The organism is Streptomyces sp. NPDC091287, assembly GCF_044768525.1.
In the GTDB taxonomy this organism is placed as follows: domain Bacteria; phylum Actinomycetota; class Actinomycetes; order Streptomycetales; family Streptomycetaceae; genus Streptomyces.
In genome coordinates this window covers 143,749-162,452 of the sequence record NZ_JBIVUV010000014.1, presented here as the reverse complement: position 1 = coordinate 162,452, position 18,704 = coordinate 143,749, and the positions used below count along the sequence as shown (strand labels likewise).

The following is an 18,704-nucleotide window of genomic DNA, read 5'->3' as shown; positions in this document are numbered from 1 at the left end:
AGGAGGCGTGGACCATGTCGAATGGTGCGAAGGTCGCTATCGGGGGAGTGCTCGCGGCGGCCATCCTGTGGCCCCTGATCGGATTCTGGTGGGCGCTGCTGATCGTGATCGGCGTTCCCGTGGCGGGCTATCTGCTGCTGGACCCGTCCCAGCGGCGCAGGCTCCGCAGGATCAACCGCAAGCAGATCGGCCGCTGAGCCCGGGTCGCCCCAGGTGACCGACGAGGATGTCACGCGGGGCGAGCGGCCAACCCGTCGAGGGCCGCGAGCAGTCCGGGCAGCGCGGCTCCACGCCTGACAGGAATGACCGTGCCGGGCTCCTCGTCCAGCAGGAACAGGGCGATGTCGTCGGTCCGGGCCACCATCGACCACCCCGGGCCGTCGACGCGCAGGGTGCGTGCGTCGGCCGAGGCGTACGAGGAGCGAATCCGCCCGGGCGGCGGCGGGGCCGTCGTATAGGCGGCCGCCTCCGACAGGGCCCTGCGGAGACCGGGGTGCCGGGGGGACGTGGAGGACTCGCCGTCCTGCTCACCCTCGGTGCCGCTGCGTTGCTCACCAGCGTCGCTCTCCGGCTCTTCCTCGGTGCCCGGCCGCGAGAGCCCCGCCTCGTCGAGCTGCTCGCGCCACACCGACCACTGCGCGGCGATCTCGTCCGCCCCGAGCCGCCGCTGCGCCGGGCCCCAGGCATCCATGTCGGGAGGGGCCAGCGGTGCCGGGCCCTCCCCGTCCATCTCCGGATCGTGCGGATCCGGCACACCGGGCGCGGAGACGGCCAGGTCCATCGGCCAGCCCGGCAGAGCGCACACCATGGAGCGCTCGTCGGGGGAGAGGTCGTGCTCCATACCGCAGTCCCAGGCGGCGATGGCGACGGCCACCTGGGAGGCGTCCTCGACGACCACGGTCCACCGGGCTCCGTCGCCGTCCTGCCCGAGGACGAGCCCGTAGCCCTCCTCGTACGGTTCGAGCGCGAGCACGCCGCACGCTGCCACGTAGTCGTCCCCCAGCACGCTGGGAAACCGGGCGGGCGTCAGCATCATCGCGGTCAGCACCAGCAGCGCGTCGTCGGCGACCGCATCGTCCGCACCGGCCACGGTGTCCTCCCCCTCGCTCATCGCCCGCCTCCTCTTCGCTCGGTCCGGCGTTCCTTGGTCCGTCGGCGCACCCTAACTACTCGGTAACCCCCTCGTCGAGGCCCCGACGGACAGGAGCGAACCGGAGCCGCGCCCATCCCGTTCGAGTGCGGGGAGGTCGAAGGCCGGGGCGCGGGGAGGCCTCCGCGTAAGGTTGGACGTCCGGCCGAACGAGGGGGACAGCGTGGTGAAGCGGTACGACCGGCTGAAAGAGATTCAGCGACTCGACCCGGAGCGGGACTTCCTGGAGATCTACCGTCTCACCGTCACCCACGAGTTCCCCTGGGACATCGCCCGCGCCCTCGAACTGGCCCTGTACCGCACCTATGCCGTGCCCAGCATCGGCCGACTCCTCGATGAGACGGCGGAGTTGACGGAGCGCTCCCAGAAGCGTTACGACGACACCGCCCTGCTGCTCGATACGGTGGTGGAGCACGGCTTCGACACCGAAGACGGCCGCACCGCCGTCCGCCGGATCAACCGCATGCACCGCAGCTACGACATCAGCAACGACGACCTGCGCTACGTCCTGTGCACGTTCGTCGTCACCCCGAAGCGCTGGCTGGACAGCTTCGGCTGGCGACGTCTGTGCTGCCACGAGCGGGGCGCCTTCGCCGCCTACTACCGCACGCTCGGTGCTCATATGGGGATCAAGGACGCTCCCGAGACCTACGAGGACTTCGAGCGCACCCTCGACGCCTATGAGCACGAGCATTTCGGCTGGGACGAAGGAGCCCGCCGGGTAGCCGACGCCACCCTGGCGCTGATGGCGTCCTGGTACCCGGCGCCCCTCGCCCCGCTGGCGCGCGGCGCCAGCCTCGCGCTCCTGGACGACTCGTTGCTCGGGGCGTTCCGCTACCGCCGCCCGGGGCCGGTGGCCCGCGGAGTGACCAGGGGTGCGCTCCGGCTCCGCGCTGGTGCAGTCCGGCTCCTGCCGCCCCGGAGGACGCCCCACTACGCGCGCCAGAACCCCGAGATCAAGGGATACCCGAACGGGTACGAGATCGCGGAGCTCGGTACGTTCCCCACGCCGGGGGTCCGCGGCTGCCCGGTACCCGGCCGCAGACCGTCGCAGTCACCCGCCGAGTGACGCGACGTGCCCCGACCGGATCGTGCGCGGGGCGGCCACGTCAGCGCCTGGCTCGGACGTTTTCCGTGCGGCGGTGGGCCCGGCCGTGCCTACGGCCTCAGGGCTGCCTGACGGCGAGGGCGAGAAAGCGGTCGTCCTCGTCCGTGTAGGACTCCAGCCGCCACCCCGCGCCGGCCAGCAGCACGCGCAGCCTCGGCTCGGCCCGCAGGTCGTCGTCGGTGACGGTCCGTCCCTGGCGTGCGGCGAGGGCGGCCCTGCCGATCGGGTGGAACAGAGCGAGGACCCCGCCGGGCCGGACCACGCGGGCGAGTTCCGCCGCATCGGCCTCGGGGTGGGCCAGATGAGAGATCAGCCCCGCTCCGAAGACCGCGTCCAGGACTCCGTCACGCAGCGGCAGCCGCGCGACGTCGGCACGGACGAGTGTTCCGCTGTCCCCTCGTCCCGCCCGCGCCGCGGCCTCCAGCATGGCCGGGGTCAGGTCGGCGCCCAGCACCGTGCCCTCCGGCCCGACCGCGGCCCGCAGCGCGGGCAGCGCGCGCCCCGTCCCGCAGCCCGCGTCGAGCACGGCATCTCCGGGACGGAGCCCGAGCAGTCCGGCCGCGGTGGCGTAGGCGGGGCCGTCGTCGGGGAACCGGCTGTCCCAGCCGGCCGCACGCGGAGTGAAGAAGTCCAGGACGTGATGGGTGTGGTCGTCGGCCATGGAGACATGATCGCGCAACCGGCGTGGGGCGTGCCATCACCGGAGCCCGATCTGTCCGGTCAGACGTTGACGCCGTAGTCCGAGGCGATGCCCGCCAGGCCGGAGGCGTAACCCTGGCCGACGGCCCGGAACTTCCACTCGGTGCCGTGCCGGTACAGCTCGCCGAAGACCATCGCGGTCTCGGTGGAGGCGTCCTCGCTCAGGTCGTAGCGGGCGAGCTCGACGCCGTTGGCCCGGTTCACCACGCGGATGAACGCGTTGCGCACCTGACCGAAGCTCTGGCCCCGGCTCTGGGCGTCGTGGATCGAGACGGGGAACACGATCTTCGCGATCTCGGCGGGGACCGACGACAGGTCGACCTCGACCGACTCGTCGTCTCCCTCGCCCTCACCCGTCAGGTTGTCACCGGTGTGGCGGACGGAACCGTCGGGGCTGTTGAGGTTGTTGTAGAAGATGAAGTGGCCGTCGGAGAGGACCTTGCCCGCCTCGGAGCACAGCAGCGCGCTGGCGTCCAGGTCGTGATCGGCTCCGGTCGTGGTCCGTACGTCCCAGCCGAGCCCGACCGTAACGGCGGTCAGGCCGGGGGCCTCCTTCGACAGGGAGACATTGCCGCCCTTGGCCAGGGTCACACCCATGAATTTCCTCCAGTGTTCCGTCGGTCCGCACGTGCGATCCGGGCCCCCGCGGCTTCACCGCGTGCGGTCCGGTGATCGGTGCTGTTCTGCTGTCACTCCTGTGGCCGCTACCTGTACAAACGCTCTGCGCGACATCCAGGGTTCCCGGATTGCGCAAGCCCTGAAGTGAGCAGCGGCGGCGAGGGGCGGGCTGGCGCCCTGCCTCCGCAACGCGGTCAGTGGGCGTTCTCGTCCTTCATCGCCGTGGCCTCGCTCTTGAGGATGCGCATGGACTTCCCCAGTGCGCGGGCGGTGTCCGGCAGCTTCTTCGAGCCGAAGACGACGACCGCGATGACCGCCAGGATCAGCAGGTGCCAGGGTTCCAGTCCGTTGCGCAACATTCTGGTCCCGCCCCTCTCTCCGTTCACGCAGCAACAGTTGCCGCATTGCGCAACTGTACAACTATTGCCTCCGGCCGGAACGGGCGCCCCTCAAAGTCCGACGGGCTCTTCCTTCCCTTCCCGTACGTACTCGGCGTTCCCCTCCCCGGCACGGTGGGCATCGGGCTGACGGCGGCGCTCGTAGCGGCGACGGGCCGCCGTCAGGCCGACCGCGTACAGCCCCAGGACCGAGCCCAGCAACAGGTAGTAGAGGAGCGGCAGGGCGCTCATGCCCAGCAGCGGCCCCAGCGGGGTGAGCGGGAGGACGACGCCGACCGCGGCGAGACCCGCGGCGGCGGTGCGCAGAGGCCCGCCCGCCCTGCGTTCCGCGGCCGTTCGGCCGGTCCGCAGAAGGATCATGACGAGGGCCTGGGTGAGCAGGTTCTCCGTGAACCAACCAGCGTGGAACGCCGCCTCCCCGCCGTCCCCGGACGCGTTGTGGAGGGCTAGCGCGAGCACCCCGAAGGTGGCGAGGTCAGCTGCCGCGTTGAGCAGGCCGAAACCCGTGATGAAGCGCAGGAAGTCGCGTGGACGCAGCACGGTGGGGCGGCGGAGGACCGACGCCGCCGGGCGGTCGAACGCGAACGCCAGTTGCGCGGCGTCGAAGCAGAGATTCTGTACCAGCACCTGCGCGGGGAGCATCGGAAGGAAGGGCAGCATCAGCCCGGCCGTCAACATGGCGATGACGTTGCCGAGGTTCGACGAGAGGGTGATCCGCAGATAGGTGGCGATGTTCCCACTGCTGCGCCGCCCCGCCAGCACCGCACGGTCGATCGCGGTGAGGTCCTTCTCCGCCAGGACGACGTCCGCCGCCTCCCTGGCCACGTTCACGGCGTTACGGGGGCAGAGGCCCACATCGGCTGCGTGCAGGGCGGGCAGGTCGTTGACACCGTCGCCGAGGAAGCCGGTCGTGTGACCGCCGGCGCGCAGGGCCGAGACGATCCGGGCCTTGTGCTCGGGGGTGCAGCGCGCGAACACCGTGGCCCGGTCCGCCACCCGGACCAGCTCGGTGTCCGACAGGGTGTCCACCAGCTCGGCCGTCACCACGTCGTCGGGGCCGGCGCGTCCCTCCGGGCGTAGACCGAGCTCCGTGCACACCCGGGCGGCCGTGCCCGGATGGTCCCCGGTGAGCACCTTGACGCTCACCCCCCGCCGCGCGAGCACCCCCAGCGCGTCGGCGGCGCTCGGGGCCGGGACGTCCCGCAGCGCCACCAGGCCCAGGAAGGTCAGCCTCCGCTCGTCCGCAGGGGTGTACGCGCCCGCCCGGGCCGCCCGGTCGGCACGGGCCACGGCCACCAGACGCAGCCCCGTCTCCGCTTTCCGGTCCGCCAGGGCGAGCAGCCGGGCGCGTTCCTCCCGGTCCACGGCGCACCGGTCTAGCACGGCCTCGACGGCGCCCTTGGTGACCAGGGTGTGGACGCCGAGCCGGTCGGGCCGCCTGACCACGGCGGTCGCGACGCGACGCACCGGATCGAAGGGCAGTACAGCGACGCCCTCGTACGCCTCCGGATCCACCTCCCCGGACGTCGGCGGACCGCACTTCTCCGCGGCGTCCAGCACCGCTTCGTCGAGCGCGTCGGCCGCAGGCAGGTCCGCCAGCTGGAGCGTCCACAGCGCGCTGACGGCCGCCCACCGCAGTACGTCGGGGTCGGACCGGTCCGCACAGTCGGTCGCCCCCGCGACTACGGGCCGGTCCTCGGTCAGCGTGCCGGTCTTGTCCAGGCACAGCACATCGACCGCCCCCAGATCGTGCAGGGCGGGGAGCCGTTTGACGATCACGCCTCTCGTACGCGCCAGTCGAGCGGCTCCCCGAGCGAGTGTCGTCGTGACGATGACCGGCAGCATCTCCGGGGTGAGTCCCACGGCGACGGCCACGGCGAACGGCAGCGTCTCCAGGCCCCGGCCGCGCAGCGCCGCGTTGGCCATCAGCACCAGGGGCGGGGTCAGGAGCATGAAGCGGATGAGCGTCCAGGAGATCCCCTGGACCGACCGGTCGAAGGCGCTCGCGCCCCGATGCCCGGCCCGGCCGTCATGGGCGGCGGCGAACCGGGTCTCCCCACCGGTGGCCACGATCACCGCCGTGCCACTGCCGGAGGTGACGCTGCTGCCCTGGAAGCACCACTGCGGCTGTGCGAACGGTCCGGCCCCGGACAGCGCGGGGTCGGGGACGTCGAGGGCCTGCTTGGCCACCGGCGCCGACTCCCCGGTCAGGGCCGACTGATGCACGGTGAGGCCGTCGCCGCGCAGCAGCCGCACATCGGCGGGGACGAGATCGCCCGGCCGCAGCCGGATCACGTCCCCGGGCACCAGGTCGGCGACCGGCACCTCCCGTTCCCGGGGAGGTGCGTCGTCCGAGACGCGGCGCACCACAGTGGCTGTGGTCGCCACCAGTTCGCGCAGCGCCGCGGTCGACCGGTCGGCGCGGTGTTCCTCGGCCGACCGCAGCAGGCAGCTCAGTCCGATGAGGGCAAGGATGACGCACGCGGTGCCCACGCGGAGACCAGCGCCGACACAAGGCCGAGACAGAGCAGTACGGAGGTGAAGGGGTCCCGGAGACTGCGCACGAAGCGGCGGAGCCAGGGCACGGGCCGCCGGGCGGGCAGGACGTTCTCGCCCGTCCGGCCGAGCCGGGTCTCCGCCTCCGTCTCCAGCAGTCCGCGCGGCCCGCTGTCGAGAGCACGCAGCGTCTGCAGGGCAGTGGGACCGGCGCCGGACGCTGAAGCGGTGCTCGTACGGTCTCCACCGGGCGCAGCCGTGGCGGACATGCCGGTGCCGGGAAACGGCGTCACGGTGGCCGGCGGTGCACCGGCGTCGATGTGTCGTCCGGGGCCCGCGGCCGAACCGCTCTCAGGCACCGAGCTCACGCAGGCGGACCGGCTTCCGGGCGGAAGGTCCGGAGTGCTCGGCGCGCTCGGCCAACTGTCCGACCATGAGCCGGACGACCGTCACCACATCGGGATCGTCGACCAGATAGACCTGCCGACGGCCTTCACGGCGCGATCGGACGAGACCGGCCAGCTTCAGCTTCGTCAGATGCTGGCTGACCGAGGGAAGCGTCCCGCCCACGCGCTCGGCGAGCCCCGTCACATCGCTCTCGCCCTGGGCCAGTGCCCACACGATGTGCAGCCGTGCCGGTGTCGCCAGGAGCCCGAACGCCGCCGCGGCCTCCGCCAGCACCTCCGCGGGCGGATCCTGGAAACCGCCGCCGGAACCTGTCGACACGCTCGTATCTCCTCGTCCCCGGGCCGTCCACGCGGACGGCCCGACACCGCCGCCCGTTCGGGCAGCCGAAAACAACCAGTGTAGGGGCCGTGCCGGAGGGGGCCGAGGTGCCCGAGGGGTGTCCGGCCCGACCAAAAGAGGCGCAATGAGGTCGGGATACGGCAAGGAGTGACCGTGGCGGAGTCGCATCGGCCAAGAACGATCAACCCACTCGAACGAACTCGACCGGTTGCCATGCTGTCGGCCCTTGGCGATTCCTGAGGAGAGTAGGGACGCATGCCCTCCGAGCACATCGATGGAGACGAGATCCCCCGCACCACCCATCGCACCCCCGAGAGCGTGGGCAGGAACATGATCGGGGAGGACATCGCGCTCACCCTGAAGATCGTGGTCGCGGGCGGCTTCGGGGCCGGGAAGACAACCCTGGTCGGCTCGGTCAGCGAGATCCGCCCGCTGTACTCGGAGGAGACGCTGAACGGGAGTGGGCGGACCCAGGACGGCGCCGACGAGGTGGAGCGGAAGGCCACCACGACCGTAGCGATGGATTTCGGCCGTATCACCGTCCACTCCGGCCTGACGCTTCACCTGTTCGGCACGCCGGGACAGGACCGCTTCCGGTTCCTCTGGGACGAGCTGTGCGAGGGCGCCCTCGCGGCGATCGTGCTCGCGGACACCCGGCGTCTCGGGGACTGCTTCCCCGCCGTCGACTACTTCGAGCGCGGGCGGATTCCGTTCGTCGTCGCGGTCAACCGGTTCCCCGACGCGCCTGACCACACGGAGCACGACGTCGCGCGGGCGCTCGACCTCGACCCGGGCACTCCGGTCGTGCTGTGCGACGCCCGCGACCGGGCATCCGGAAAAGAAGTCCTGATCCGTACGGTCGAGTACGCCGGGCGCATGCACACCGCCCGGCTCCTCGCCTCCGTCGGCTGACGGCCCGGCGTCGCGGCCCGTCCGTCAGCCGACCATGTCGGCCATCGCGACCACCTTGTCGATCCGCACCCGTACGACCAGTTCGCCGGGCACGCCGTTGCGCCGGCCGAACTCCTCGGCGGCGTCGGCCTCCACGTAACGGTGGGCGATCAGCGTCGCCCACCGCAGCAGTTCCCCGGGGTCCGTGCTCAGCTCGGCATGGCCCTGCACCACCGCGAACGCGTAGGGAGGCCGGTCGTCGTCGACGCAGAGGGAGACCCGTCCGTCGCGTGCGAGGTTGCGCCCCTTCACGCTCTCCTCACCGGTGTTGAAGACGACCGAGTCGCCGTCGAGAAGGAACCAGACGGGTGCGATGTGCGGACTGCCGTCGGCCCGCACCGTCGAAACCTTCGCCGTGCGCGTGCCCTTCGCGAGGAAGGCCCGCCATTCTTCTTCGGTCATGTGGTGTGCCATGGGCCCATCCTGGGCCCGATCCCCGCATGGCGCGAAGCGGCGCCCCCGGAGGGGAGGGGCGCTTGCCCCCGCGGGGCCGTTGCGCGAGGCTTACGCGCGTAGCGGGGAACGAGGGTACGGGGAGGACGAGCACATGCCGCTTGACCGGGGACTTGACTGGCTCCTTGACGATCTCACCAGCAGGGTGCAATTCATACGGCACGCCTTGGTGCTGTCGAACGACGGACTGGTCACCGGAGCCAGCACCGGGCTCGCCCGCGAGGACGCGGAACACCTGGCGGCGGTCTCCTCCGGTCTGCAAAGTCTGGCGCGCGGCTCGGGGCGCCACTTCCGGGCGGGCCGGGCGCGTCAGACCATGGTCGAGTTCGACGAGGCCCTGCTCTTCGTGACGGCCGCCGGCGACGGCAGCTGTCTGTGCGTGCTGACCGCGGCCGAAGCCGATGTCGGCCAGGTCGCCTACGAGATGACCCTCCTCGTCAACCGCGTCGGCGAACACCTCGGAGTCTCCGTTCGTCAGGGCGGACCCGAAGACATCGAACCCTTCTGACCTGCACTTACCGTCACCGATGAAGAGTTATCCACAGGGGTGACGGGCGATGACTCCCTCGGGCTACCGTAATCACGGAGAGTAACCGAGCCGACGGGGGAGGACAGTCATGACGGTCAAGGAAGTGTTCCGAGCACACGCCGGGACCCAGGTCGCGGACACCAGGGTCCAGGCCGCGCGGGCCAGGACCCGGGGCACACGGGCCAACAGCCCGAGCGCACAGGGCGATGCCCGTGTCGGGGACGTCAGCACGGAAGTGGAGGACGAGGGCGGGCGAACCGCCTCCGCCGCCCCGGCGGCGACGGTCGCGGCCGGACGCGCGGCCCAGGAGCTGGGCATCCGGCGTGCGGAGTTCGAGCTCGCGGTGCACCTGGGGCTGATCGCCGTCGTCGGCGCACCGGGCGGTGGGCGGCCACGGGTGCACGAGGAGGAGATCGCGCGCCTGCGGGAGCAGCCGGGCTTTCCCGATGGCCTGGCGGAGCGGGTCCGCACCGTCGGAACAGCGGAGGGAGCGGCCCTGTTGGGCATCGCCCCGGCGCGGTTCACCCGGCTTGCCCGGGCAGGATGCGTCTCACCGGTCACCTTCTATCTGAACCGGTATCGCGCGGTGGTCTGGCTCTACCTCGCGGACGAGCTTGCCGCTTTCGCGGCCCGGGAACCCGACCTGCTGGCCGGACGGACGCCGTTGGGGATGCGCTCGATGCTCGAGTCGGGCGCCGACTGGCGGCCGCGCAACTGGCGCTCGCAGCGTATCGACCGGCTGCTGAACCGCACGAGGGACCCCTGGGTGCGAACGGCGGTCCAGGCGTCGGCACTGGACCCCGTGCAACTGGCGGAAGTGGTGGACGACCCCTATGAACGCGCCTATCTCGTGCGGGTCCGGCCGGAGCCGGTCTTCGGACGCCCGAGCTCCATGGCGGCGAGGGAGGCCATGGGGGAGTTGATGCTGGCCGATGACCCCGACGAAATCCTCTGGCGGCGGGTCAACCTGACGCTGGAGCTGGACGGGGCACGCGAGGACCGGCCGGCCCCGAGCCCCGGGGAGGACGGTGCAACCCGAGCGGCGCCCGCCGTACGGACCGGCGCCGGCACCCGTACCGTGACCGCGCTCGCGGCACTCGCCGCCGAGCCGGCTCCGCCGCCCGCCGGCGCCGGGGCGTCAGACTCCGCCGCGGCGGGTGGGCCGACCGGAAAGGGGCTGCTCGCGAGGCTGGGATGGCGTGGGCGCGGAGCCGGATAGGTGTTCGCGCCGAGCGTTCGGATGGGCCATGCTGTCCGCATGTTGATCAGGGAAGCAACCTCCGAGGACTGGCCTGCCATCTGGCCGTTCTTCCATGCGATCGTCTCCGCGGGTGAAACGCTCACCTATCCACTCGATCTCGGTGAGGAGGACGCCGAGGGATGGTGGTTCGTCGCGGCGCCGAGCCGAGTGGTCGTCGCCGTGGACGATGCCGGGACCGTGCTCGGCACGGCGAAGATGAACCGCAACCACATGGGCAACGGAGCGCACATAGCCAGCGCCACGTTCATGGTCGACCCCGCTCACTCCGGCCGGGGAGTGGGTCGCGCGCTGTGCGAGTACTCGGTCGACTGGGCTCGCGCCGAGGGCTATCGGGCCATGCAGTTCAACGCGGTGGTCGAGACCAACACCCACGCCGTCAAGCTGTACCGCTCGATCGGCTTCGACGTGATCGGGACCCTTCCGGAGGGCTTCAACCACCCGAGCGAGGGCTATGTGGGGCTTCACATCATGCACAAGGCGCTGTGACGACAGAGCGTCTTCACAGCGCCACGCCCTCACCTGCGGGTGAGAGCGCGGCGATCAGTCGAAGGGGTGATCCGCTGTCCGTCCCAGCTCCGGGCCCGGCAGTGTACGACCCGCCGGGCCGGCGTCCGCCGCGCCGCTCGCGGTGACCCCCGGGACGACAGTCCCGGCCCAGGAGAGAGCCGTCCACCCCGAGTCCGGTGAGCCCTCGACCACCACCACGCCCGTGTTCTCCAGACTGTGTTCGGCGGCGAACCCGACCGTGACGTTCCGTGCGCGGGCGGCCGTCCACACCCGGATGGCGGCACCATGACTGACGAGCGCCACGGTCGCGCGCTCCCCCGCGCCCGCTGCCTCGGCCACCACGGCGTCGAAGCGAGCCAGCGCCTCCGTCCCGCTCTCGCCCCCGGGCATCCGGCGGGCGATGTCCCCGGCGGACCAGGCGAAGACGGTCGTCAGGTACTGCCGCACCGCGTCCTCGTCGGCCCGCATCCCCAGGTCACCGGCCGACAGTTCGCGGATTCCGTCACGGATCCGGACCTCGATGCCGCGCTCCGCGGCGAGGGGCGCGGCCGTGAGTTGCGTACGGGTCAGGGTGGAGGCGTACAAGGAGGCGATGTCCTCCCCGGCGAGTGCCCCGGGGAGGGCGGCTGCCTGCCGCAGCCCCAGGTCGGTGAGGCCGGGACCGGGCCGGGTGGTGTCCAGGAAGTGGCCGACATTGGACGGTGTCTGGCCGTGACGGATCAGCAGCAATCGCATAGAACGGGTCATGCTCCAGGCTCAGGCGCGCGGATGGCGGCAGATAGATGCACAGTCCACCCTCTCATTCGGCCGGACCGGAGGACAGCCCGACGTGAGGCCCGTCGACCTTGCCGGAAGTAGTGCGGCTGTGCCCGGAGTTGGTGCGAAGGGTTACGCATGGGGCGGCTGCGCCGTTCCTGGACGATGGCAGTACTGTGCGCCCCACCGCCATTCGGGCGATGAGACGTATCTGGAGGAAGAATCCATGACCATACCCAGGAGATCGTGGCGTGGCGCGGGAGCACTCGTGGCCGCTGCGGTCGTCGGTCTGACCGGAGGCGTCATCTCCGCCGGTCCGGCCGCGGCTCACACCCCCACCTGGGCCGTGACCTGCTCCGAGGTGACTGTTGACCTCACCAACTACACGAGCGACGTCCCCAACACGGTGACCGTCACGGTGGACGGCCAGGGCCTGCTGCCCACCGAGACGTTCGGCCGTGAGTTCCACAAGAAGCTGACCCTTCCCGAGCACGACGAGCCGGTGACCGTCCGACTGGTCGTCAAGGACGCCGACGGCGAAGGCAAGCACTCCATCGACGAGACGAAGACGGCGGAGGTGTGCGACGAGGAGCCCAGCCCCACGCCGACCCCGACCCCGACCGAGTCGGTCCCGGGCGAGCCGACCCCGGCGGAGACGCCGTCCACCGGGACGCCCGAGCCGAGTGCCACCCCCAGTGAGCAGCCTTCGGAGTCCGCGCCCGCCGCGCCCGCCCCGAGCCCGAGCTCGCCGGACCTGGCGGAGACCGGCTCGTCGTCGTCGACTCCGGTCATCGGTGGCGCCGCCGTCGCGGTGCTGCTGGCCGGTGGCGGTATCCTGTGGGCCGTCCGTAAGCGGCGTACCGCCCAGAACTGACGCTCCGCGGTCGAGGGGTGTGCCGCGTCATCGCGGTGATGCGGCACACCTCTTTCCGTCCGTCACCGTTCCGCGACCGTCGGGGGCGGTGAGGTGGCCGGCGGGGGAGCGGGGCCGATCTCGCACCAGACGGCCTTGCCCTCGCCCCTCGGTTCGATGCCCCAGCGCGTGGCGACCGCGTCGAGCAGGAGCAGCCCCCGGCCGGAGGTGGACGTCTCGCCCGGCGTACGCCGACGGGGCCAGGCGCTGGAACGGTCCTGGACCGACAGCCGGATCCGCCGCACCGGTTCGGGCAGCACCTCCAGCGTCAGGACGGCCCCGCCCTCGGTGTGCAGGAGCACGTTCACCAACAACTCGCCCGTGATGAGCTCGGCATCGTTGGCGAACTCGGCCATGTCCCAGTCGGCGAGGGCCTGGCGCACGATCGCGCGGGCATCCGAGAGCCCTTCCGGGTCCGCCTGGTGAATGTACTGGTGCAGCCGCGGTGCGTGCGACGACCCCACGTCGGGGCTTCGGCGCAGGACGAGGAGTGCCACATCGTCCCCCGACCCCCACCGTTCCCACAGCCGTTCCGACAGGTGATCGGCCAGTGCCTCGGCCCCGGCGGGCCCGGCGCTCACCTCGTTGCGCAGCGCGTCGATCCCGGTGTCGAGGTCGGCTCCGGGCTCCTCCACCAGCCCGTCCGTGTACAGGACGAACGTCTCACCGGGCACCAGGTCCAGCCGGGTCTCCGGATACTCCTCGTCCTGGAGGTCCGTTGAGGTGCCCAGCGGCAGCCCGCCGCGCACCTGAGGGCTGCCGACCCGCCCGTCGAGGTGGCGGATCAACGGGCCGAGGTGCCCGGCCCGTACCACCTGCACCGCTCCGGACGCCAGGTCGACCTGGGCGTACGTGCAGGTGGCGAAGCGGTCGGTGTCCAGTTCGGCGAGGAAGCGGGAGGCCCGTGCCAGCACGGTGGCCGGCGGGTGCCCCTCGGCGGCGTACGCGCGCAGGGCGATGCGCAACTGGCCCATGATCGCGGCCGCGTGGGTGTCGTGTCCTTGTACGTCCCCCACGACCAGTCCGTAACGGTTCTTCGGCAGGGTGATCACGTCGTACCAGTCGCCACCGACCTGCCGGCCGCTCCACGCAGCGTGGTACCGGACCGCGATCTCGCCGCCCTCGACGTCCTGTATCCGGGGCGGGAGCATCGCGGACTGGAGTTGAGTGGCGAACTCCCGCTCCTCGTCGAAGAGCATCGCCCGTTGCAGGGACTGGGCCACGATGGCGGCGAGGCCCAGGCACAGAATGCGCTCGTCCGCGTTGAAGACCGTGCGCTCGCGGTAGAAGAGGGCCAGCCCCCCGAGCGACCGGGCCTGGGCCACCAGCGGAAGATACGCCGCCGCCCTGAACCTCAGCTTCCCGAGATGCGGCTCCAGTTCCGGGTAACGACGGGCCAGCGCGGAGAGGGAGGTGATGAACCGGGGGCGTCCGCTGCGGATGGTGTCCGCAAGGGGGAGGTTGCGGTCGAGATCACCGGAGCCGAGTCCGTCGAGCACCTCGAGCGACTCGCCGCTCAGCGCGACGATGTTCAGCGCGGAATTCTCCACGAGCCCCAGGGCGAGGCCGTCGGCGCCGAGACGGGCCAGCCCGCCGGGTCCGGTGAGGGCTGCCGTCACGTCGTCCACGGTCACCGCACGGGACATGGCACTCGTTGTTCGTTCAACGATATTTGTCTGGCGCTGCCGCCGCTTTTCCAGATCGAGAACGAAGGCCGAATGGGTGACCTCCGCCGTCGCGTCCCGGACGACGCCCACGATCCGGTGCGCCAATCCGTCCTTCGATCGCAGAATGCGGGCCTGGACATGGGTCCACTGCGTGGTCCCGTCGTCCAGCGGCACACGGAAGTGGACGCTGTAGGAATTACTGCCGCCGGTGATGGCCTCGTCGATCGTGACATCGAGCCGGGCCCGTTCCGCCGGTTCCAGGTGCTCCAGCAGGGCGCCCGGGCGTGCGTCGAACGTCGCAGGATCCACGCCGAACACCATCAGCCCGGCCTCGTCGATGTCCAGGGTCCGGGTGTCCAGGTCCCAGTCGAAGCTGCCGGTCCGATTCATGGCGAGGCGTTCCGTCGGCCGGATCTCACCGTTGGTCTTCCGGTCGATCCGGCGGAGCGGAGAGGCCTCGGCGTCCTGCCGCCGTTCGTCGTCGGTCATGCCAGCTCCGGAGGTCGTCCGGCGGGGCCGCACGTCGGCGGACCCCGTAGGCCTCAATTGTCGAGCCGCATCCATGGGAGTGCCACAGCGGCTCGCCCGCGAACCCTTACGCCCGCGCCCCACGCGCCCGCATACCCGCATCCAGCCCGGTCCGGGGGGCGCGGGGCGGCAGCCGAAGGCCGTCAGCGACCATGGAGGGCGTCCCACGTGTCCACGAGCTCAGCGAGCGGAGCGCACGCATGAACGACGACCGTCCCGTCCTGCTGGAGAAGAGGGGCACATGCCTGCACCTCACACTGAACCGCCCCCGGGCGCTCAACGCTCTCAGCCACACCATGGTGCGGCTGCTCGACGAGGCCCTGTCCCGCGCCGAGCAGGACGAATCGATCGCGTCGGTCCTGCTGTCCGGCGCCGGCGACCGGGGCCTGTGCGCCGGTGGCGACATTCGCGCCCTGCACGACGACGCACGGGCCTCGGGACGTGCGTCCCTGGAGTTCTGGCGTGACGAGTACCGCCTCAATGCCCGCATCGCCCGATTCCCCAAACCGTACGTCGCACTGATGGACGGCATCGTGATGGGCGGAGGAGTCGGAGTGTCCGCACACTCCGGAATCCGTGTCGTCACCGAACGCTCACGCGTCGCCATGCCCGAGACCGCGATCGGCTTCGTGCCCGATGTCGGGGGCACCCGCCTGCTGGCCACCGCCCCCGGCGAACTGGGCACCCATCTGGCGCTCACCGGCCGATCCGTCGGGGCGGCCGACGCCGTTCTCTGCGGTCTGGCCGATCATCACATCCCTGCCCGCCTCCTGCCTGCCCTGACCGAGGCGCTGGGAGAGCCGGCCGGCCAGGACCCGTCGGTGGCGGGCATCGTGCAGCGGTTCGCCACGGAGCCGCCGGCCGGCGAGATCGCAGCGCAACGCGACTGGATCGACGGTTGTTACGCGGCGGACAGCGTGGAGGAGATCCTCCGCCGACTGCGTGAGAGCGGTGTTCCCGCGGCGGAGGCGGCGGCGGACGAATTTCTGACCAAGTCGCCGCTCGCGCTCAAGGTGACGCTCGCCGCAGTCCGCCGGGCAGCCCGGCTCGACAGCCTGGAGGCCGTTCTCGACCAGGAGTTCCGTGTCTCCAGCAGGGCGTTCGAACACCCTGATTTCGTGGAAGGGGTGCGAGCCCGAATCATCGACAAGGACAACGCACCGCAGTGGAAGCCGGGCTCCCTCGCCGAGGTCGACGACCAGGAGGTCGCCCGGTTCTTCGCACCGCTCGGCCCCGGCGAACAGGAGCTCGGACTCGCTCCGGGACCCACGCGCACCCCCGTCGACGGGGGACAGGCCGGATAGGACGGACCGGCGGGAGCCAGGCCTGCGCCGGCCCCTCCGCCTTGCCTATCTGTCGCTGCCGGAGAGGCTCGGCTGCAGTGCCCGTACGAGAGCGAACAGCCGGTCCTCGTTGCCCGTCAGCCCCGCGCTGCGCAGGGCATGGTCGGCCTCCCGCATCGGAGAGGTGAGCAGCGGCAGGTAGACCGGTGCGTCGTCGGGGTCCGCGAGTGCTGCCCGGGTGGCTTCCAGCAGCCGGACGTACGCCTGCGCCGCGGCGAGCTCGTCGTTGTCCATCTCAGCATCTCCTCCTCAGAGCTGTCGGACCGTCAAGCATCCCCCATGGGTCTGACAACGCCGTCTCAGGCCGGGCCGCGCCCGCCGGGCAACCCGCTCGGCGGTTCCACCTCCAGGTAACGCCGTCTGCGGGGCCCTCGGTAGAGCAGAACCGTCCAGCCCAGTTCCCGCAAGGCCGAAGCGCAGCCGGCCAGCGCCTCCTCCTCGTCATGAGCGGCGCCGCTGCCGGGCGGTCCGGTCCACTCGACCCGTACCGAACCTGGCGACTCTCCGTCGCTCACCCGGTATCCGGCCGACACACGGCGTCCCGACGGGTCAACGGCCGAAGGCGTGGCCCCCGACCTCTCCAGAACCAACGCGATCGCCCTGACCGGGCGGTTCACTTCCCACGGAGCCGGCGCGGCCACGGGGTCGGGCCGCCCGGCGCCGGTGAGCCGACGGATCTGCAGCAGCCCTTCGAACGCGGTCCGCACCGAAGCGGCCCGTGCCGCCCCGGGTTCGGCGGCCGGTGGGCCGTCGCCGGTCGCGGGCTCGAATCCGTTGCTCTCCTCGGTGCCCATGCGTCCCCCTCGCGATCCGTACCGTGCCCAGTCTGCACCGGCGGCGGCCGGCGGTATCCCTGGGGAGCCGCAGTTGCCGACGGGAGTGTCGCCTCCCGGCCCCTCGGTAGACTCGTGTGCTCTGCACCCGTTCTTTCCGCAGCACCATTCACGCGAGGACCCGCCGCCCGTGCCCGACAACGAACCGACCGCCGTGCCCGACAACGGACGGGAGGTCCTGCGTGCGGACTGCGCGAACTGTTTCGCCCTGTGCTGCGTCGCCCTCACGCTGACGGCCTCGGCGGACTTCGCCATCGACAAGGACGCCGGGCGGCCCTGTCCCAACCTTCAGGACGACTTCCGCTGTGGCATTCACACCCGGCTGCGGCCGAAGGGCTTCTCCGGCTGCACCGTGTATGACTGCTTCGGCGCCGGCCAGCAGGTCTCCCAGGTGACCTACGGTGGCCGTGACTGGCGTTCGTCCCCCGACCTCGCCGCGCAGATGTTCCAGGTGTTTCCGATCATGCGTCAGCTCCACGAACTGCTGTGGTATCTCACCGAGGCCCTCACTCTGCCGGACGCGCGTCCCCTGCACGGCGAGATCCGCCGGGCCCTCGAAGAGACGGAACGGCACACCACACGGCCGGCCGTCGACTTCGCGGAACTGGACATCGCCGGTCACCGCGATCGGGTCGCCGGGCTGCTTCTGCGCACCAGCGAACTCGTCCGTGCCGCCGCGCCCCGCCGCAAGAAGCGCAACCACCGCGGTGCCGACCTCATCGGGGCCCGTCTGCGCGGAGCCGACCTGCGCGCGGCGGACCTCCGTGGGGCCTATCTGATCGCCGCCGATCTCACCGGTGCCGACCTCCGCCTGGCCGACCTCATCGGTGCGGACTTCCGTGACGCCGACCTCTCGGGCGCCGACCTCACGGGAAGCCTGTTCCTCACCCAGGCCCAGCTCAACGCCGCCAAGGGCAACGCGAAGACAGCACTTCCCACATCCCTGAGCCGCCCTCCGCACTGGGCCGCCTGACCACCTGGCTCACCTGGCTCACCTGGTTCACCTGGTTCACCTGACCGTCTGGCATGCCTAGCTTCCGGTGCCCCGGACGTCCGCCTCCATGGCTGCCTTGAGACGCTTCAGCGTCGTACGGATGTTGCCGCCCTGGAACTGCGCGAAGGTCTTTCCGCCCGTCGCGACGCGGTCGAACGCGTTGGCGAGGAAGTCAGGCCAGCGACGCCGGTCGTCGGTCCAGGTCTCGGTGACCCGCGTCATGCCGTCCACTGCCTCGAAACGGTAGTCCCACGTGGCGATCGGCCCCGGGAGCAGTGGGCGCCGCAGACCGATCGCGTGCACCCGGAAGGCGAAGCGCTCGCCGGGGTCGGCCGCCGTCACTGTGCACCGTGTCGTCCAGCGCGCCGCACCGCGCTTGTTCCGGCCCTCGAAGACCATGCCGACGTACGCACCACGCCGCTCGCCGTGCACGGTCGCGCCACGGTTCTCCGGGCTCCAACGCCCCATCGCCGTGGGGTCGCTGAGCTGTTCATAGACCTGCGCCGGGCTGGCGTCGATGACGATGCTGTCTGCTACGGACATGGTGCGGGGCACGGTGAGACTCCTTGTCCACGGCCGTTGACGGGCCACCCCCGGGTGCCGTACGGGCCGTGGGCCGACATCCCGGAGCCCATACCTTACTCGTGAGTAGATTCTGTGGGGGTGCGGGTGGGAGCAGTTCCGGAGTGCAGCCACGCACAGCCGTGGGCGGCGGCCGGACCACCGTGGCGCGACCCGGCACACGGGCCGCGG

20 protein-coding genes and 1 pseudogene are annotated in these 18,704 nt (G+C 71.3%); 9 read left to right on the top strand and 12 right to left on the bottom strand.

The window, feature by feature from the left end:
* The first annotated feature begins 14 nt into the window (after positions 1 to 14).
* Positions 15 to 197, top strand: coding sequence for a hypothetical protein (locus tag ACIQRW_RS24230; protein ID WP_026291218.1), 183 nt, complete (start codon positions 15 to 17; stop codon positions 195 to 197).
* Positions 198 to 229: 32 nt separating this feature from the next.
* On the opposite strand, the gene ACIQRW_RS24225 is transcribed toward ACIQRW_RS24230, so the two are convergent.
* Complete coding sequence (locus ACIQRW_RS24225) at positions 230 to 1,111, bottom strand: hypothetical protein (RefSeq protein WP_403763922.1); 882 nt, start codon at positions 1,109 to 1,111, stop codon at positions 230 to 232.
* A gap of 202 nt (positions 1,112 to 1,313) precedes the next feature.
* Between ACIQRW_RS24225 and ACIQRW_RS24220 the strand changes: the two genes are divergently transcribed.
* Entirely contained in the window at positions 1,314 to 2,219 is a 906-nt protein-coding gene (locus ACIQRW_RS24220; protein ID WP_403763920.1) for an oxygenase MpaB family protein, read from the top strand.
* A 97-nt stretch (positions 2,220 to 2,316) separates the two neighbouring features.
* On the opposite strand, the gene ACIQRW_RS24215 is transcribed toward ACIQRW_RS24220, so the two are convergent.
* The 5 genes and pseudogenes from ACIQRW_RS24215 to ACIQRW_RS24195 form a co-directional block, all read right to left on the bottom strand.
* Positions 2,317 to 2,919 (bottom strand): methyltransferase domain-containing protein, encoded by a 603-nt coding sequence (locus ACIQRW_RS24215; RefSeq protein WP_403763918.1) that lies wholly within the window; start codon positions 2,917 to 2,919, stop codon positions 2,317 to 2,319.
* Positions 2,920 to 2,978: 59 nt separating this feature from the next.
* Entirely contained in the window at positions 2,979 to 3,554 is a 576-nt protein-coding gene (locus ACIQRW_RS24210) for a TerD family protein (protein WP_403763916.1), read from the bottom strand.
* 215 nt (positions 3,555 to 3,769) lie between these two features.
* Entirely contained in the window at positions 3,770 to 3,934 is a 165-nt protein-coding gene (tatA, locus tag ACIQRW_RS24205; protein WP_403763914.1) for a Sec-independent protein translocase subunit TatA, read from the bottom strand.
* 90 nt (positions 3,935 to 4,024) lie between these two features.
* A pseudogene (gene mgtA, locus ACIQRW_RS24200) lies at positions 4,025 to 6,837 on the bottom strand (magnesium-translocating P-type ATPase).
* Positions 6,821 to 7,195, bottom strand: coding sequence for an ArsR/SmtB family transcription factor (locus tag ACIQRW_RS24195; protein ID WP_403763912.1), 375 nt, complete (start codon positions 7,193 to 7,195; stop codon positions 6,821 to 6,823). Before ACIQRW_RS24195 ends, mgtA begins: the two are co-directional and overlap by 17 nt.
* 276 nt (positions 7,196 to 7,471) lie before the next feature.
* On the opposite strand from ACIQRW_RS24195, the gene ACIQRW_RS24190 reads away from it, so the two are divergent.
* Positions 7,472 to 8,128: a GTP-binding protein gene (locus tag ACIQRW_RS24190; protein WP_403763910.1), complete on the top strand. Its 657-nt coding sequence runs from the start codon at positions 7,472 to 7,474 to the stop codon at positions 8,126 to 8,128.
* A gap of 24 nt (positions 8,129 to 8,152) precedes the next feature.
* Here the strand turns inward: ACIQRW_RS24190 and ACIQRW_RS24185 are convergent, their stop codons facing one another.
* Positions 8,153 to 8,581, bottom strand: a complete 429-nt coding sequence (locus tag ACIQRW_RS24185) for a PPOX class F420-dependent oxidoreductase (protein WP_403763908.1) — start codon at positions 8,579 to 8,581, stop codon at positions 8,153 to 8,155.
* 133 nt (positions 8,582 to 8,714) lie between these two features.
* On the opposite strand from ACIQRW_RS24185, the gene ACIQRW_RS24180 reads away from it, so the two are divergent.
* From ACIQRW_RS24180 to ACIQRW_RS24170, 3 genes are all read left to right on the top strand, one after another.
* On the top strand, positions 8,715 to 9,128 hold the full coding sequence (locus tag ACIQRW_RS24180) for a roadblock/LC7 domain-containing protein (RefSeq protein WP_047180336.1): 414 nt from the start codon (positions 8,715 to 8,717) through the stop codon (positions 9,126 to 9,128).
* Positions 9,129 to 9,237: 109 nt separating this feature from the next.
* Positions 9,238 to 10,368 (top strand): DUF6397 family protein, encoded by a 1,131-nt coding sequence (locus ACIQRW_RS24175; protein ID WP_403763906.1) that lies wholly within the window; start codon positions 9,238 to 9,240, stop codon positions 10,366 to 10,368.
* A gap of 39 nt (positions 10,369 to 10,407) precedes the next feature.
* Positions 10,408 to 10,896 carry a GNAT family N-acetyltransferase gene (locus tag ACIQRW_RS24170; RefSeq protein WP_403763904.1) on the top strand — a complete coding sequence of 163 codons (489 nt, stop codon included), beginning with the start codon at positions 10,408 to 10,410 and terminating at the stop codon, positions 10,894 to 10,896.
* 54 nt (positions 10,897 to 10,950) lie between these two features.
* Here ACIQRW_RS24170 and ACIQRW_RS24165 read toward each other — a convergent pair whose 3' ends face one another.
* Positions 10,951 to 11,652 carry a histidine phosphatase family protein gene (locus ACIQRW_RS24165; RefSeq protein ID WP_403763902.1) on the bottom strand — a complete coding sequence of 234 codons (702 nt, stop codon included), beginning with the start codon at positions 11,650 to 11,652 and terminating at the stop codon, positions 10,951 to 10,953.
* Positions 11,653 to 11,899: 247 nt separating this feature from the next.
* On the opposite strand from ACIQRW_RS24165, the gene ACIQRW_RS24160 reads away from it, so the two are divergent.
* Entirely contained in the window at positions 11,900 to 12,547 is a 648-nt protein-coding gene (locus ACIQRW_RS24160; RefSeq protein WP_403763900.1) for an LAETG motif-containing sortase-dependent surface protein, read from the top strand.
* 62 nt (positions 12,548 to 12,609) lie between these two features.
* On the opposite strand, the gene ACIQRW_RS24155 is transcribed toward ACIQRW_RS24160, so the two are convergent.
* Positions 12,610 to 14,742 (bottom strand): SpoIIE family protein phosphatase, encoded by a 2,133-nt coding sequence (locus ACIQRW_RS24155; protein WP_403763898.1) that lies wholly within the window; start codon positions 14,740 to 14,742, stop codon positions 12,610 to 12,612.
* Positions 14,743 to 14,981: 239 nt separating this feature from the next.
* On the opposite strand from ACIQRW_RS24155, the gene ACIQRW_RS24150 reads away from it, so the two are divergent.
* Positions 14,982 to 16,085: an enoyl-CoA hydratase/isomerase family protein gene (locus ACIQRW_RS24150; protein ID WP_403763896.1), complete on the top strand. Its 1,104-nt coding sequence runs from the start codon at positions 14,982 to 14,984 to the stop codon at positions 16,083 to 16,085.
* A 45-nt stretch (positions 16,086 to 16,130) separates the two neighbouring features.
* On the opposite strand, the gene ACIQRW_RS24145 is transcribed toward ACIQRW_RS24150, so the two are convergent.
* Together ACIQRW_RS24145 and ACIQRW_RS24140 are read right to left on the bottom strand one after the other, a co-directional pair.
* Positions 16,131 to 16,358 carry a hypothetical protein gene (locus ACIQRW_RS24145; RefSeq protein WP_047180342.1) on the bottom strand — a complete coding sequence of 76 codons (228 nt, stop codon included), beginning with the start codon at positions 16,356 to 16,358 and terminating at the stop codon, positions 16,131 to 16,133.
* A gap of 65 nt (positions 16,359 to 16,423) precedes the next feature.
* Positions 16,424 to 16,918: a hypothetical protein gene (locus ACIQRW_RS24140; RefSeq protein ID WP_403763894.1), complete on the bottom strand. Its 495-nt coding sequence runs from the start codon at positions 16,916 to 16,918 to the stop codon at positions 16,424 to 16,426.
* Positions 16,919 to 17,087: 169 nt separating this feature from the next.
* Here ACIQRW_RS24140 and ACIQRW_RS24135 point away from each other — a divergent pair, with 169 nt between their 5' ends.
* Positions 17,088 to 17,930, top strand: coding sequence for a pentapeptide repeat-containing protein (locus tag ACIQRW_RS24135; RefSeq protein WP_403763892.1), 843 nt, complete (start codon positions 17,088 to 17,090; stop codon positions 17,928 to 17,930).
* 57 nt (positions 17,931 to 17,987) lie between these two features.
* Here ACIQRW_RS24135 and ACIQRW_RS24130 read toward each other — a convergent pair whose 3' ends face one another.
* Positions 17,988 to 18,506 carry an SRPBCC family protein gene (locus ACIQRW_RS24130; RefSeq protein ID WP_403763890.1) on the bottom strand — a complete coding sequence of 173 codons (519 nt, stop codon included), beginning with the start codon at positions 18,504 to 18,506 and terminating at the stop codon, positions 17,988 to 17,990.
* Positions 18,507 to 18,704: the final 198 nt, after the last annotated feature.

Excerpts from the sequence above, each read along its gene's own strand:
- ACIQRW_RS24140 (WP_403763894.1), bottom strand. The coding sequence starts at position 16,918 with ATGGGCACCGAGGAGAGCAACGGATTCGAGCCCGCGACCGGCGACGGC.
- ACIQRW_RS24160 (WP_403763900.1), top strand. The coding sequence starts at position 11,900 with ATGACCATACCCAGGAGATCGTGGCGTGGCGCGGGAGCACTCGTGGCC.
- ACIQRW_RS24210 (WP_403763916.1), bottom strand. The coding sequence starts at position 3,554 with ATGGGTGTGACCCTGGCCAAGGGCGGCAATGTCTCCCTGTCGAAGGAG.
- ACIQRW_RS24190 (WP_403763910.1), top strand. The coding sequence starts at position 7,472 with ATGCCCTCCGAGCACATCGATGGAGACGAGATCCCCCGCACCACCCAT.
- tatA (WP_403763914.1), bottom strand. The coding sequence starts at position 3,934 with ATGTTGCGCAACGGACTGGAACCCTGGCACCTGCTGATCCTGGCGGTC.
- ACIQRW_RS24230 (WP_026291218.1), top strand. The coding sequence starts at position 15 with ATGTCGAATGGTGCGAAGGTCGCTATCGGGGGAGTGCTCGCGGCGGCC.
- ACIQRW_RS24180 (WP_047180336.1), top strand. The coding sequence starts at position 8,715 with ATGCCGCTTGACCGGGGACTTGACTGGCTCCTTGACGATCTCACCAGC.
- ACIQRW_RS24170 (WP_403763904.1), top strand. The coding sequence starts at position 10,408 with ATGTTGATCAGGGAAGCAACCTCCGAGGACTGGCCTGCCATCTGGCCG.
- ACIQRW_RS24145 (WP_047180342.1), bottom strand. The coding sequence starts at position 16,358 with ATGGACAACGACGAGCTCGCCGCGGCGCAGGCGTACGTCCGGCTGCTG.
- ACIQRW_RS24215 (WP_403763918.1), bottom strand. The coding sequence starts at position 2,919 with ATGGCCGACGACCACACCCATCACGTCCTGGACTTCTTCACTCCGCGT.
- ACIQRW_RS24225 (WP_403763922.1), bottom strand. The coding sequence starts at position 1,111 with ATGAGCGAGGGGGAGGACACCGTGGCCGGTGCGGACGATGCGGTCGCC.
- ACIQRW_RS24155 (WP_403763898.1), bottom strand. The coding sequence starts at position 14,742 with ATGACCGACGACGAACGGCGGCAGGACGCCGAGGCCTCTCCGCTCCGC.
- ACIQRW_RS24185 (WP_403763908.1), bottom strand. The coding sequence starts at position 8,581 with ATGGCACACCACATGACCGAAGAAGAATGGCGGGCCTTCCTCGCGAAG.
- ACIQRW_RS24165 (WP_403763902.1), bottom strand. The coding sequence starts at position 11,652 with ATGCGATTGCTGCTGATCCGTCACGGCCAGACACCGTCCAATGTCGGC.
- ACIQRW_RS24150 (WP_403763896.1), top strand. The coding sequence starts at position 14,982 with ATGAACGACGACCGTCCCGTCCTGCTGGAGAAGAGGGGCACATGCCTG.
- ACIQRW_RS24175 (WP_403763906.1), top strand. The coding sequence starts at position 9,238 with ATGACGGTCAAGGAAGTGTTCCGAGCACACGCCGGGACCCAGGTCGCG.